This is a genomic window from Virgibacillus sp. M23 (assembly GCF_034190895.1).
Taxonomy (GTDB): domain Bacteria; phylum Bacillota; class Bacilli; order Bacillales; family Amphibacillaceae; genus Virgibacillus; species Virgibacillus salarius.
In genome coordinates this window covers 1-14145 of record NZ_JAWDHA010000087.1, presented here as the reverse complement: position 1 = coordinate 14145, position 14145 = coordinate 1, and the positions used below count along the sequence as shown (strand labels likewise).

At 35.1% G+C, this 14145-nt stretch carries 13 protein-coding genes, 2 pseudogenes and 1 other annotated feature; of the genes and pseudogenes, 2 read left to right on the top strand and 13 right to left on the bottom strand.

The features are described 5' to 3' along the window. Positions 1–214: 214 nt before the first annotated feature. The 3 genes from RVS70_RS20345 to RVS70_RS20335 form a co-directional block, all read right to left on the bottom strand. A complete protein-coding gene (locus RVS70_RS20345) occupies positions 215–970 on the bottom strand; it encodes a metallophosphoesterase family protein (protein ID WP_166530986.1) in 756 nt (251 codons plus the stop codon). Positions 971–1146: 176 nt separating this feature from the next. After that, entirely contained in the window at positions 1147–2973 is a 1827-nt protein-coding gene (locus RVS70_RS20340; protein WP_121604675.1) for a YhgE/Pip domain-containing protein, read from the bottom strand. A gap of 4 nt (positions 2974–2977) precedes the next feature. Further along, on the bottom strand, positions 2978–4921 hold the full coding sequence (locus RVS70_RS20335) for an efflux RND transporter permease subunit (protein WP_226983645.1): 1944 nt from the start codon (positions 4919–4921) through the stop codon (positions 2978–2980). A 268-nt stretch (positions 4922–5189) separates the two neighbouring features. Between RVS70_RS20335 and RVS70_RS20330 the strand changes: the two genes are divergently transcribed. Next, a complete protein-coding gene (locus RVS70_RS20330) occupies positions 5190–5756 on the top strand; it encodes a TetR/AcrR family transcriptional regulator (RefSeq protein ID WP_026679742.1) in 567 nt (188 codons plus the stop codon). A gap of 179 nt (positions 5757–5935) precedes the next feature. Here the strand turns inward: RVS70_RS20330 and RVS70_RS20325 are convergent, their stop codons facing one another. From RVS70_RS20325 to RVS70_RS20280, 10 genes and pseudogenes are all read right to left on the bottom strand, one after another. Continuing rightward, on the bottom strand, positions 5936–6247 hold the full coding sequence (locus RVS70_RS20325; RefSeq protein WP_121604673.1) for a hypothetical protein: 312 nt from the start codon (positions 6245–6247) through the stop codon (positions 5936–5938). A 143-nt stretch (positions 6248–6390) separates the two neighbouring features. Next, positions 6391–6552: pseudogene (locus RVS70_RS23455) on the bottom strand (transposase); the annotation flags it as partial. A gap of 21 nt (positions 6553–6573) precedes the next feature. Further along, positions 6574–7176: a GNAT family N-acetyltransferase gene (locus tag RVS70_RS20315; protein WP_281949430.1), complete on the bottom strand. Its 603-nt coding sequence runs from the start codon at positions 7174–7176 to the stop codon at positions 6574–6576. A gap of 29 nt (positions 7177–7205) precedes the next feature. Continuing rightward, complete coding sequence (locus RVS70_RS20310; protein WP_121604671.1) at positions 7206–7691, bottom strand: tetratricopeptide repeat protein; 486 nt, start codon at positions 7689–7691, stop codon at positions 7206–7208. Between the two features lie 89 nt (positions 7692–7780). Continuing rightward, a pseudogene (locus tag RVS70_RS20305) lies at positions 7781–8336 on the bottom strand (ATP-binding protein). 475 nt (positions 8337–8811) lie between these two features. After that, positions 8812–9276, bottom strand: a complete 465-nt coding sequence (locus RVS70_RS20300; protein ID WP_026679736.1) for a hypothetical protein — start codon at positions 9274–9276, stop codon at positions 8812–8814. Next, a complete protein-coding gene (locus RVS70_RS20295; protein WP_026679735.1) occupies positions 9276–9473 on the bottom strand; it encodes a helix-turn-helix transcriptional regulator in 198 nt (65 codons plus the stop codon). Before RVS70_RS20295 ends, RVS70_RS20300 begins: the two co-directional genes overlap by 1 nt. A 264-nt stretch (positions 9474–9737) precedes the next feature. Further along, the gene (locus RVS70_RS20290) at positions 9738–9935 is read right to left on the bottom strand and encodes a hypothetical protein (protein ID WP_321134635.1); all 198 of its coding nucleotides are present in this window, start codon (positions 9933–9935) and stop codon (positions 9738–9740) included. A 56-nt stretch (positions 9936–9991) separates the two neighbouring features. After that, the gene (locus RVS70_RS20285; RefSeq protein WP_205389629.1) at positions 9992–11020 is read right to left on the bottom strand and encodes a S66 peptidase family protein; all 1029 of its coding nucleotides are present in this window, start codon (positions 11018–11020) and stop codon (positions 9992–9994) included. A gap of 40 nt (positions 11021–11060) precedes the next feature. Continuing rightward, positions 11061–11274: a binding site (T-box leader), on the bottom strand. A gap of 86 nt (positions 11275–11360) precedes the next feature. Next, positions 11361–12245 (bottom strand): AraC family transcriptional regulator, encoded by an 885-nt coding sequence (locus tag RVS70_RS20280; protein ID WP_321134641.1) that lies wholly within the window; start codon positions 12243–12245, stop codon positions 11361–11363. Between the two features lie 292 nt (positions 12246–12537). On the opposite strand from RVS70_RS20280, the gene RVS70_RS20275 reads away from it, so the two are divergent. Continuing rightward, the gene (locus RVS70_RS20275; protein WP_026679732.1) at positions 12538–13794 is read left to right on the top strand and encodes a tetratricopeptide repeat protein; all 1257 of its coding nucleotides are present in this window, start codon (positions 12538–12540) and stop codon (positions 13792–13794) included. Positions 13795–14145 lie beyond the last annotated feature (351 nt).

The window sequence follows — 14145 nt, the reverse complement described above, 5'->3', positions numbered from 1 at the left end:
TAGTTGAGGCCGTGCCCGCGGAAAGCGAAGTAATTAGTCGGAGCATTGCCAATATACATCAAACATTTCAAAATAACTACTTGGCTTAACGCAGTCATTGCACTGATTTTATACTTTCTTAACTTTTTTAAAAAAAGCTAGGTACCATAAGATCCAGTTTGTATCTACTGAAATGCCGACCACATTGACGATCATACTTAACTAAGCATGAAAATCAGCGTTTCTTTACCAAGCTTTCTAAGATTTCCATTCCCTTACTCTTTGTCATTACATTCTGAACATATGTGTTAACAAACGCTTGAGCCTGCGGATCATTACTAGCACCTATCTCTTTGGCAGCTGCTTCCTCGTCATATGGCGTACGTCGAAATTCATATCCCTGAGAACTGAGTAAGAGCCAATAAGCACCACGTTCATCTGCAAATGGCATTCCTACACTTCCCGCGTTAAGAATACATAGATCCCCAACCTCTGCCTTAAATTGTATATGTGTGTGTCCACATACTACAATTGGTTCGTTCACATCATTAAAAATGGCTTCGAGGCGTTCCTTTGATGTATGGGGTGTAAATATCTCTTCATCGCTAGTTGGGGTAGCATGACAGAATAAAATATTACCTAACCCCTTAATATAAAGCGTTTTCTTTGTTGGCATTTTAGATAAAAAATCGCGTTGGGAGCTAGTTAGTTGATTGGCGACCCATTGTTGCTTCTCACTACCTTTTTCAGACATATGTTCGAGCGACTCACCCTCAAAGGCCATCACCACTTCTCGATCTCCATTCCCACGAATGTAGCGAGCCTTATCACCCAACTGAATCAAGCGTTCTAACGTTTTTTCTGGCATAGGACCAGAAACAATATCTCCTCCAATGAAAATCAAATCCGGTTGTACCTCTTTAAGCTCGTTCAGCACTGCATTGAGTGCTGGTAAATTCCCATGAATATCATAAAGAGCAGCAATTTTCATTTTAACACTCCTATATCTAGTGTTCTTATATATTTCTACAGTCAGATTGCAGAACCCTCTGTCATTTTTATGTATATTTTTTCTTAACTATTTCATTAATGGAGAGATAAATGTTAGAACAGAGCAGTAGATACAATAGCCTCCCCACTTTTCCAAGTAAGGAGGCTTATTTTCTTTTATCTAAAAAGATCTAAAAATCGTTCCCAAATCCCCTTTTCCTCTTTTACCGGTGCCTCGGTTGTTTCAGGTTCTGGAATTTTAATGCTTTCTGTTTGCAAGACAAATTGAACAACTTCGACATTCTTATTTTGGTCAGATACAAAAGACTTTGGCTCAAAATCGGAGTTATCATATTCCTCCATCATCTCATCTGTCTCTTGTTTAATTTGTCCTGGTAAATCATTCGTCGCCTCCTGTAACTCGTTGGTGCCTTTATGCAGTTCATTTGCACCATCACTGGTTGCAGCGGTTCCTTTTTCCAGTTCTTGTATACCAGTATCTAGCTTTCCGTACGAAGATGCCAGCTTACTTACACCATCTGTATAGCTTAATAGCCCATTATGGAAAGATTGGTATTCGGAAGATAGAGAAGAAAATCCTTCTTGAAGCTGAGCCATGGCATCCATTCCATCCATGTTTTTAAGAGCCTTCTCTAATTCTGATGCCATCGCTTCTAAATTAGCTGCCATTTCCCTTGTGCCGCTAGCAGATTGATTTAGTGAATCTGTCACACTACCAAATGCGCCTTTAACTGCATTATATGTTTGTTTTGCAGCATTTGCTGCTCTATATGTCTCTACTAATTGATTAACTACTTCCTTATTTGCATTACTTTCATATAACTTGTTTATCTGTGCTTCACTAATATTATAGGAAGGAACATTGGCGATTGCTTCATCCAACTTATGATATGCTTTGCTATAGTTTTCTTTTAACGTGTCAATACCTTGAGCGTTTTTTTTCAAGCCTCCAGCAACTTGACGGAGCCCTGCTGGTAATTCTTGAAGCTGACTAAGATCTAAATTCCCAGTACTCGCTTGAACAGATTTATTTATCTTTTTTATTGCATCCTGAATGGAAGAAGACCCATTAACTAATACGCTAGAGGATTGATCTAGCTCTTTGATACCGCTTCGATATTCACTTGAACCATTACTTATTTCCTTTGCCCCTTGATTGAGTTCATCAATTCCAAGACTTAACTCACCAACACCTGAATTAACTTCACTAATCGCTCCAGCTAAATCCTGCATTTTCCCAGTCATGCCACCGATATCTGGACTTTCAATAGACATGGAATAAGGCGCTGCGTTTATTTCAATTGGCTGCATTTCAAAATTGGTGACATCTGCTGATACAATTACCTCTTCTTCTTGTTCAGGCATTACCGAAAAGGTAATTTGCTTATTTTTACCAGCATTAGCTTCCGTTCCCTCTGGAGCTTGGATGTTATTCGCTTTTGCCGGATCAAGTGTAATGGCAATTTGTAGTATATAATTCTCAAAGAATACAGGATCTACCTCTTCATTTTTTGATGTCGATAATTGGATTTCCAAAGATCCACTTTTTCCAGCTAAATCATTTGGTTCGATTTCTTTTCCATCCAGCAAATAGGTGATAGAAACATCCCATGGCAATGGTTGGTTTTCCATTTTTCCCTGATAATAAAATTCTTCTTCATCTGCTTGAAAATGCACGGTATTATTCTGTTTTTTTTCCATTTCGTGCAAATTACTTAAATTCCTGATAGCTGTATAATCCCCATGATCTATCATTTTTCCTGGCTCTGTTACACGAAATGTATTCACTACATACAAATCCTGCATCATTCCATTTGCATCCATATTTCCATATATGACTTCATCCTTGGAAGAGAACGCTCCATCGTTTTGAGTAGTAGCATCTTCCTTATCTGACTTTTCAGTGGCGAGCGTAACTGGCGGAAAGGAAGCTAATACAAGAATTGCGCTCCATATCACAAGACTTACTTTTTTTGTTCGCACTTCATCACTTCCCCTTATAAAAATTTGGTTTCCATATGGTTTTTTCAATTATTCGGTCAAAAACGAGTAACAATGCCGGAAGGAGTAAGACAACCATTACAAATGCTAATAACGCACCTCGTCCCAGCAATAGTCCAATGGACGATACGATCGGATTCGTTGACGTAAGCCATAAAATGAATCCAACACTGGAAAGAATGGAAGCAGAAACTCCAATGGAAAATATCTTTTCATTAATGGTCTTTCGGATGGCATCCTTAGCGGTCATTTGCTTGCGGTTTTCTTTATATGCTTCCGTTAATAAAATAGCGTAATCAACTGTTGCCGCAAGCTGTACCGTACTAATAATCAAGTACCCTACGTATACGAGAGATGTATTTGTAAAGTATGGAATGGATAAATTAATCCATACAGCCGACTGAATCGTTACTAATAATACTACTGGAAGTGAAATCGACCGGAACGTAACCAGTAAGACAATTGCTATCATCATAACCGTCAGTACGTTTACGACTGTATTATCTTTTTCTACGATATGCTTCATGTCATACAGAGTTACACTTTCTCCTAGCACATGATAATCATCACCATAATAGTCTGCTGCCGTTGCTTTTACTTCATCAATAAAATCAAATGTTTCTTCACCTTCAGCATCAATAGTCGAATTTAAGATAATCCGGCTATAGTTTTCTGAGTAGAACTGATCTGTTACCGATTCATCTAAATATTCAGGTGGTATAGCAGCACTAACTGAATCAACATAGGATACAGTACTTTTTACAGCATGTAATTCATTTAAATCATCTACCAGCTTTTCCTCTTTGGCAAGATCTCCTTTCGGAACTAATAGAACCATTGGTGTATGTTTGCCAAAACTGTCTTCAATTTTTATCGAATCACTCCCCGCACGGGTCGATTCTGGCTGATCACCAACTCCATACATGAAATTAGTCTGACTTTGTCCTAAGAAAGCTGGGATAATCAAAACCATGACAATAATTAGCGCTGGAATACGTAGTCTTATCAGCGACTTCCCGACATTAGGAATGCTCGGCAATAATTGTTTATGCTGTGTTCTGTCAATCCATTTATAAAACATTACGGTTAGTGCTGGTAAAAAGACCATTACACTAATGAAGCTAAGTAAGATACCTTTTACTAAATTGAGACCTAAATCTGCACCGATTTCGAAATCCATAAAGGTCAATGCAATAAATCCAAAGAACGTTGTAGAAGCACTTGCTGCAATTGCAGGGAAAGATTGCTTCATCGCTAGTTGCATCGCTTTTTCTGGACTATTTACTTCCCTTCGGTGATCAGAAAAACTATGCAGCAGAAATATAGCATAATCGAGCGATACGGCAAGTTGCAAAATTGGTGCAACAGATTGTGTAACAAAGGATATTTCAGAAATAAATACATTGGTACCCAAGTTAATAAGTACAGAAACTCCAATTGCTGTTAAAAAGAATACCGGCTCAGCCCATGATCTTGTGGATAGGATAAGAATTAAAATAATAATTGGTATTAGCAATGCTGCAGCATACATCGTCTCTTTCCCAGTCATTTTCTGTGATGTTGCTGTATCAAGTGCCTCACCAGACATCGCGTTGTCTTTACCAATTAATTGGTAGATTGCATCTGTCGTATCTACTTCTTTTCCTTCAGCAATATGAAAAGAAAACAGTGCATTCCCGTTCTTGTAATAGGATTCCACCGTATCTTCGTCTGCCATTTCTACTGGTGTTTTTATATCGATTACATCATCCAGCCACGTTACTTCTGAGACGCCATCAATGGCTTCTAGATCTTTTTTTACTGCTAAAGCCTCTTGAATACTAACATTTTTCATCATCACACGGGTATTTGCAACCGCCCCATCAAATTCTGCATCCATCGTTTCCATGGCAACGGTAGACGGTGCATCCTCCGGGAGATAATCTACCATATTGTAGTTAACTGATACGGCAAACTGGGCAACAACACAAATAGCTGCCAATATCACAAATGTAAGTACAACCGATTTTTTATGCCTTAGTATCTGCGCTGTCCATTCAATCAGTGTTCATCCTCTCTTGCATCGTTAATTCAAATCTTTTATTATTATAATATACACCGTGTTGGATTAACAACAAACAGTTTATAAACATACGTATAAAAAGCAACAGATTTTTTTGAAATGTTGGATATCAATGTAAAGAAAGTGTGAACAATGTATGAACCCGAAATTAGATCGACGAAAGAAATATACACGCATGGTATTGAAGGATAGTTTAATTAGTTTGTTAAGCACGAAGCAAATAGCAGCAATTACCGTTAAAGAAATTTGTGAGCAAGCCGATATTAACCGTTCTACCTTTTACACACACTACAAAGATCAATTTGATTTACTTAGACAAATAGAAGAAGAAATCATTGCAGATATGAACACCTATTTAAGTCAACATAATTTTAGTGAAATCGAGAAGTCGTTACAAACAACAGAAAGACTATTGGAGTATATCGTTTCAAAGTCTGATATCTGTAACGTCCTATTAAATGAAAATGGGGATACTTCTTTTGAGCGAAGAGTAATGGAAGTAGCACGTAGCTTTCTCATTACTACGTGGATGGATTGTCAGGAAAATGATGCGGCTGTATCTGAATACATAAGTACATTTATTATAAGCGGAAGTATTCACGTCATTAAACATTGGCTTGCCAACAACATGGATAAAACACCTCAGCAAATTGCCCAAATCATTAACAGCATTGCCATTAATGGAATAGATCAAAACTCTTGATCTATAACGTACGGAAAAACACACATCATTTCGTTCAGTTTTCAAATACAGATAAACCAAGACTTTCAAAAGATGATTACGACATAAATTCGTGGTCATCTTTTTATGCGTTTTAGTCATAGCATATTTTCAAGCTTAAATTCATTAACAATAAGAAACCCGATAAAGTGAAACTTCAATTATTTGAACTGATTATAGTACTCTTTCGGATTAGAAATATGGTTCTCAACAAAAAATCTAGCTTCGGCTTTAATCATGCTTGTATAAGCGTTGTTGTCCATCGTATTATTTTCTAATCCTTCCACATTCCCCTTTACATGGACTCTATTTGCCTTTAAATCTACAAGCACGGTTAAATAAATTTTGTCATGAGATGATACAGTTCCAGTTACTTGTTTTTTCTCTAAATCGACAATAGGATATTCTACCTTCACTCCTATTGGTTTAAATATAGTATATCCCTCATTTAATTTCGCCTTTTTATGTTTCATCTGAAATATCCCTCACCTTTACCATTGTTAAACGAGTCTTATACGCCCATAAGGTGAAATCCCTTCCACCAACCTACATTAATGACTCGCAAGCGTGAACTACTCCCACCACTAACCACCCTTACGGGTTGCTTGAAGTGGGGGTTTCTCGGGTAATCGCCACTTTTGGTAGCTGACGAATCGCCAGTCGTCAACAAACAAAAACTCCTTGACCAAAACATTTCTTTCCATAACTTTTTACGAACATGAGGAAAATCCCTCTTGATAAGTCTTGAACTGGCACTTTTATAGGCATTGATGAATTTCTACCTTTATAGTACCAAAAATTAATGATTATTGTGTTGCTCATGATTTAATACTAGCTCATACATGCTACATTCATGGACTCTGTTAAATCTATTCAAGATTTCTTCGTTGTTACCTGTATAGTGGGCGCATGCGGAAACTGGTGTTAATTGTAATACTTCTGATTTCAGCGTGCCTTCTACCTCTTTCCCCTCTATATAAACATGAAAATAAGCATCCTTTTTTATAAAATGATTTGATTCATACCAGCTGTTCACCCATCTATCATCCCGAGTCCATGCTTCGATTCGACGAATCCCCATATCTCTAAGATATTTAATGGCTTTGTCTAATAGTGCTGTAGCAACTCCCTTTCTTTGAAAGTCTGGATGAACTGCAATATGCCAAATCATTCCGCTAATTATATTTTCATTAGAACAGATTGTATTTGGTTTCTGCTCACATTCAATATCCATGATACCTATAATCTGGTTACCCTCTTCTGCAACTAGTTCAACAGATGGATGAGCATAATTTTCCTTCTCTCTTCGTACATCATCAAAATAAGCAGTATCCAGGAATGATAATACTCGACATCGCAACCAGCCTTTCTCATCATTATCTTCGTATGTCCTAATTACCATGTAATCACTCCAAACCTACATGTTCTAATCTACTTCCAAATGTTATCTAATTGATTAGCATAGAAATTAATTGCTTTTTTGTAGCGTTCTATCTTTTCGTCAGTTGTCGTATCTACTAGACAGTTTAGTAATATCTCCATTGCTTTACTATGTTCACTTAGATTATATAACGTCATTGAATAGAACGTTTGAATGGCTCGATTATCAGGAAATAACTCGATAGCCTTTAGAAATGTATCTTTTGACTTTTCATATTCGCCTAATGTTCTATACGTACTCCCTAGCCCCAATAATGCGTCTTCCAACTCCTCTGACGATAACCCTAAATGAATCGCTTTTTGATAATAAGGTACAGCTTGTATTTCTACTCCTAGTAAGTCAAAACTCCAAGCACATTGATAATTTATCGATGCATTTTCAGGAAATTGCTGTACCAGTTTGATGAGCAATTCATTCGATTCTTTATGGTTTCCATTTTTACGTAAGTGAATCGCTTTTTCTAATTCTCTTTTCATCATTTTCAGCTCCGATGTTTTTATTAAATTGGATTCCGTAACTCGATTATTGATTAAATTATCTACAATCCAAGTCGGTAATACATAGGTTATACGTTTGCTTCCAAAGTTACTATTCTTTGAATAACAGACTGAACTTCTGGCTCTTTTTTGATTACAAATAAATGATCTGCTTCGTCTATCAATGGTGCTTTTATATCCTCCTTATCCGTTTCCGCTTGTTGTCGCGTAAGCACTTCTTCAAAATTGGAAACAAACCTAAATATAGCTGTACTGCGCTGACTTTTAATCACTCGCTCTTGCAGAATAGGATCAGGGATATCAAAATTAACAAGAATGCTAGTAAAACCATTACGTTGAAAATACGAAAGCAGTTCTAAACGATCTTTGCGAGAACGATTTGAGTTACAAAGAATGAGATTTAGTTTGTTGAACAGCATAACCAACAATTGATTGTGTGATCGTGTATTTAATAGCATTGGGCCCTTGTTTTGGTAGTAAGGGTTTGTAATAGGTGTTGATGAATTCAGCATGGTTATCTTGGTCGATCACCAATGAATGATGTAGCTGTTGCTCAAGGGCTTTAGCAAATGTAGTTTTCCCGCTATGTGTTTTACCAACTGTAATAATTACTAATCTTTTCAATAGCACATTCCCCTTCTAAATTTTTATGCTGAAAATTTAGAATTCGATAGATTATTACTAATTTCCTTCTTCTCATTTATAAATGAATTATAGAAAGGCATAGAATAACATGTTACCCATTTTAAAATCTGGATATAAAAGAGAAAAATGACATCCCTCATTAAAGTGAAACCTCAAACAGTGGGGGTTTGTTTTATCCCACACAGATTGTTCGTACCACAAGGGTATGACCTAAAAGCCTTCGAACTAATCGGACATTTACTGACAGTCGATCCCCCACTTCCCCATATTGGGGATGACGTTTCACCTTATGAGAAATGATTACAAAAATAACAGCTATCAAATAATAAGGTAAAGACAAAAAAATAACGATTCCTCTGTTGAAGAATCGCCAGCTTGTAAATAAACCCCTATGTTTTCTACAAGCTTTTTTGTACTGGTAGGCTGCTCGCTCTTTTTTAGTCTGTAAAATGAATTATAACAATTCTTTATTCTTTTTATAGGAGATCTTTAAGGAAATAAAACTTATAATAAACCAAATGAGGCAAATACTTAAAAGTAATCCCAAAAGCTCTCCCCATTCATTTTGCTTACTTGGGATACCGACAAAAATGAAATAGAGCAACATATAAATAATCCCAAAACTACATGTCCTGCTAAAAATATGCTTTAGCTCTTTCTTGTAGGCATGTTCTGTAGCAACATCTGTATATTCCATACCAGATATAATATACCTTAATAGAACATATCCTAAAAAAATGAATATAGAAGCAAACAAAGCAAATTCTATATCGAGCTGAAAATTGAATACGTACCGACTACTGATAAATATACTAAATAACGCTATCAGTAGAACAATGGATCCTTCTGATAAAAAGTAAAGAATCTTTTTTTCTTTATATTCGTCATTTGGTAATAAAAACGATAGCCATGACTTCATTACATTTCCACCTCCCAGAATAATTCATCTAACGTTTTATGAAGTTCTTTTGCTATGGCAATGCAAAGTTGGAGACTCGGATTATATACTCCCTTCTCGATTAGTCCTATTGTCTGCCTTGTTACGCCTACTTTTTTGGCTAATTGTGCTTGCGTCATCGATAATTTTATTCTTGCTATTTTCACATTGTTTTTCATACATTCACCTACGCAATGTAAATTATATATTACTTTTGCAATTTATATATTACATTGTAATTTAAAAGAAGTCAACCTAAGCCGATTAGTTACATAAAAAAGCGATCCCTCCTAAAGGACCGCATGATTATCACCAATATAGCTTAATAAATAGGCTATACCATTGGCGATAGTCAAAATCTTAATCATTTTACTTTAAAAGCACCATTTTCTTTACTAACTATAGTGTACAACTTTTTGCATTCCAATATAGCCTGCAAACAACTATTCACTTGATTTGCTATTAGCCATTTTTATAGCCATCTTTATTCCTGTTGCAATCAACATACCAATTAATCCAGCGATACTCATTGTCATAATATGATCCCAATCTATCTCTTTTTTATTCCACAAACTTATTGCAACTACTGCTACGATTACACCTAGCACCCAAGGTAGCCAGAACCTCGATAAGCTCTGCATCCCTATTCCCTCCTCCTTCCTTCATTTCTCTTACCGTCATCGCTTCCAGTTTATTTTTATTTAAAATGTATATCTATTTTCCCAGCACCTTTTTCATAGAATACCTGTGCCAAAGCACCATTGACTAAGGTGAGTTGTGGAGGTAAGTGACCTGTATCTACATCGTAAATAAATGAGATATTCTCCTTAGAGAAAATATCGATCAATACATCCTTTAGTTGATAATCCTTTGTAGGAGTATATCCACTTAATCTACCGATTAGGACACCATTTGTATTTTTAAACCATCCATTCGCTTTCATTTGCCACAAAGCACGATAAATCTCAGCTGCACTCATATCAACACTTTCAAGATACCAAATCGTCCCTTCATTTTCTGTATACGTATCTAGGTAATTTTCCACTTGATCAAATGGTGTACCATGAATATTTTGAAGTGTATTAATGACACCACCTAACAATCTTCCAGAGAAAGTTTCCTTCGTATTGAGACTTTTCCATTCCGTTTGGCTATCCAAATAGAAGCCAGTTGCCGGGTTTTTAAACACCTTCTCCCATGAAGACTGAAATTTAGAAGATGATTGCTGTGTAACAATTTCTTTCTGATTAGCTGTTAATACACGCTCCCAACCACTACTTGTTTCATCTAAAGTTGGTGCAGACATCTCCACAAAATTTATTCCATGGGCTGATGCATTGCCAGTAATTGTTGTATACACAAAGTTCATTGTACTAATATCGGAATATCCTAGTATCCACTTTGGAGGCATCTTCTTGATTTTCTCCCAATCTAACAATGGAAAAATTTCTAATGAAAATTGTCCACCCCACGGTGGAATAATTGCTTTAACTGTCGGGTCCATATAGAGATCCATAAATTCTTTTGCTCTTTTTTCTTTTGTTGCACTTCTTGCTTTTTCTTCAGTCCATACGGTTTCTGCCAATTCCACTTGATACCCAAGGGATTCCATATTACTTTTTGCTTCCTCTAATAAAATATGTAACGGTCTTTCTACACCACTTGAAATAGCAGTAACAGCAATTTTATCCCCTTTCTGTAGGGGAGTTGGATATTGTATTTTCAATTGTACTCCCTCCTTATCATATAAAAAAGCCCATCATCCCATAAGAGACGACAGGCTTTACCTTCGTGGTACCACTCTTTTTGATTCATTTACAAAACAAATCCACTTCATTAACCAATTACGGAGTTAACCGTTAAGACCTACATATCAGCCTTACCACTCCAGGGTGAGTTGGGGTTATATTGACTACCTTACACCAACCGGCAGCTCTCTTAACAATAATAATCCTTAATACTCCCTATCATCGTGTTTCCTTTTATGAAATTTCCAATAGTTTATAATTGATACACATTTTTGTCAAGTTTAGAACCCAAGAATTCGATTAGAAAAAACATCCACTTTAACTAATTTCCTCCTCGAATGATAGGTTTACTGGCTCATCCAATAATTCTGTTTGTATTTCCAAATTAGTTGCTGCCACATTTTTATCCACTTCTTCAAAACGAAATTGGTCTGCCCATATAATGCCTTGACCCGTTAATATAACTCCAAATGATATGACCGAGCTTTCAGAAGGAACATCCAAAACAATCGTATATCGGTTCCATTGCGTAGTCCCTTTGATAGGGCGATTACTCATATTATCAAACTGTAAAACATCATCAAAAGCATTATCTACTCTCATCCACATACCAGAAAAAGTGTCTACATCTTTTGTTTTTAAAAAACAAGATAGTCTCATTCGTTTTCCGATAAATTTATCTGCTTTGAATTGCTGCATCATCGTAGCAAAGTTTGAAGAATCAATCACCGTTTTAGCTTTTAAATAGCCTGATGATTTTCCACAATGTACGACCTCCCGATCCATTCCCATCTCATAATTAAACGGGTCCGACCCACTTAAAAACCAACCTTTCACTTGATTATCCATATAAGATTCCTCCTTATTTTTCAGTACATCCGACATTAATTTTCGATACTTCCCAGGAGGCAAATGATAAGCCTTTTTAAAGACCCTAGAAAAAGCCTCCTGTGATTCAAAATGATAATAAAGTGCGATATCTAGAATCCGTTCGTCTGTGTATAACAGATCCACTGATGCATTTGCCAATCTTCGCATTCGAATATATTCCGTTATCGTCATACCAACTGTTGTTTGAAAAATTCGATGAAAATGATATTTAGAAAAGCCTGCCCAATCCGCAATATCTTCCATTGTTAACAATTCATGCAAATGTTCTTCAATATAGGTAATCGTTTGATTAATGACATCCTCATATTTGATAGCATGTTCCTCCTTTCTTTATTAAAATATCAAAAAGGAATCCGTATGTTTTGATTAATTTTGCGGTTTTTCTACTTCCAACCTACCTAAAACCGATAGTAAAAAGCTTGCCATAAAAAAAGACTCGGGGATCGAAAGACTTTAGCTTATAAAACACCCATCTATTTATCAAGAGGTTCTATCTTGCTTCGTAATATTAAAATTTTTATTCCAATTAAGAAGGAATTTAGGCTACCATTATAGAATATGTATATAAGCCATTATACCTGATCAATTTGAAGGGGATAGTAATATGAGTATAGGACTATATATAAAAAATAAACGTAAGCGACTTAATCTAACTCAAGAAGAAGTATGTCTAGGCATATGTTCTATTCCATACCTTAGTAAGGTTGAAAATAATAGCATTACTGCAAGTAAAGAAATTCTATTACTACTTTGCAAAAAACTAAAGATACCTTATGAAAAATTAGAAAAAAGCAAAGACCCATACATAGATGAATTATTAATTACTTACTTTAATGCTATTACTAATAAGAACTCCGAATCAGCCATTATTTCCTATAAACAAATCATTGATCAGTATTTTGCTCTTAACCAAGATCAAAAAAACATATTTTTACTCAATCAGTTGCTTGATTTAACCATATTAAGAAAGGACTTATATAAGGCAAATAAATTATTAATAGAAATAGAAAACAACTTAGACATTATTATAACTAAACATTCTTATCATTATTATAAAAACAAGGCAATTCTTCTATTAAAGCAAAATAAGATACCGGCAAGCATGGAACTATTCGAATTAGCTGTAAAAAATGTGGAACAGTATCAACCTGATGGTGACTTCTACTATTTCTTTGCAATTGCATCGAGTAAAATGGAATGTTATTGCAGATCTATAGAAATGTTAAATAAAGCAAAAGCAATATATATTGAACAATTAGATCTAATAAAAATAATGAATTGCCATATATTACTTGGAATCAATTATATGCTTGTAAAAGAAATGACTTTAGCTAAAGAATACCTTAATATTTCATTAAAAGAAGTACTTAATCAGGGTGATAAAAAAAATGAAGCAAGGATACTTCATAATCTTGGTTACCTAGAGTATAAAGAGAAAAATTGGAATACAGCGGTGAGTTATTTGAATAGATGTTTAAATATTAAAGGAAAAAACTATAGTTCTATAAACACTATATATTTACTATACTTAATACGCTATAAACATTTAGGTATGGAAATTACTAAAGATATTAAAATGGCTTATGATATGGCAATTAAATCAAGAAATGAAGAATATATAATAAAGTTTAAAACATTGATTATCAACAGTGAAAACGGATTCTATAGTGAAGACAATCTTACATTTTTATTAAAAAAAGCGATCCCATTTTTTAATAAAAATGGAGATCGTGATGACTACAAATTTTATTTAAAAATGGCTGCTACTATTTTTGAGAGTAAAGGATTTTATAAAAAAGCAGTCTACTACTATAAATTAGCTTTAGAAATTGGGAAGGAGTTTAATCATGAATTTAATTAATAAGTATATATTTTCCCTAATGTTATTTATAATATTTACACAAAGTATTATATATCTTCCTAAAAATAATCTAGTATATATAACACAGCAAAATGAAGCTGACTATCCAGATAACATCTCAACACCTATTAAAGTTAATATTAAGTAGATGAGTTAATTTCATAATATAGAGCCCTTGGGGCTCAAGACTTTAAAGACATAAAAATTAGAGCACCTCCCCAAACCCTGTATAATGTTAGTTACCACACAAACATAAACAGAGAGGTGAGATGCCCCTATGTCTATTATACGACAACAAAGCTTGTTTGACATACACGAATTATATGAGATGGAACCTACCCATCATTTTGA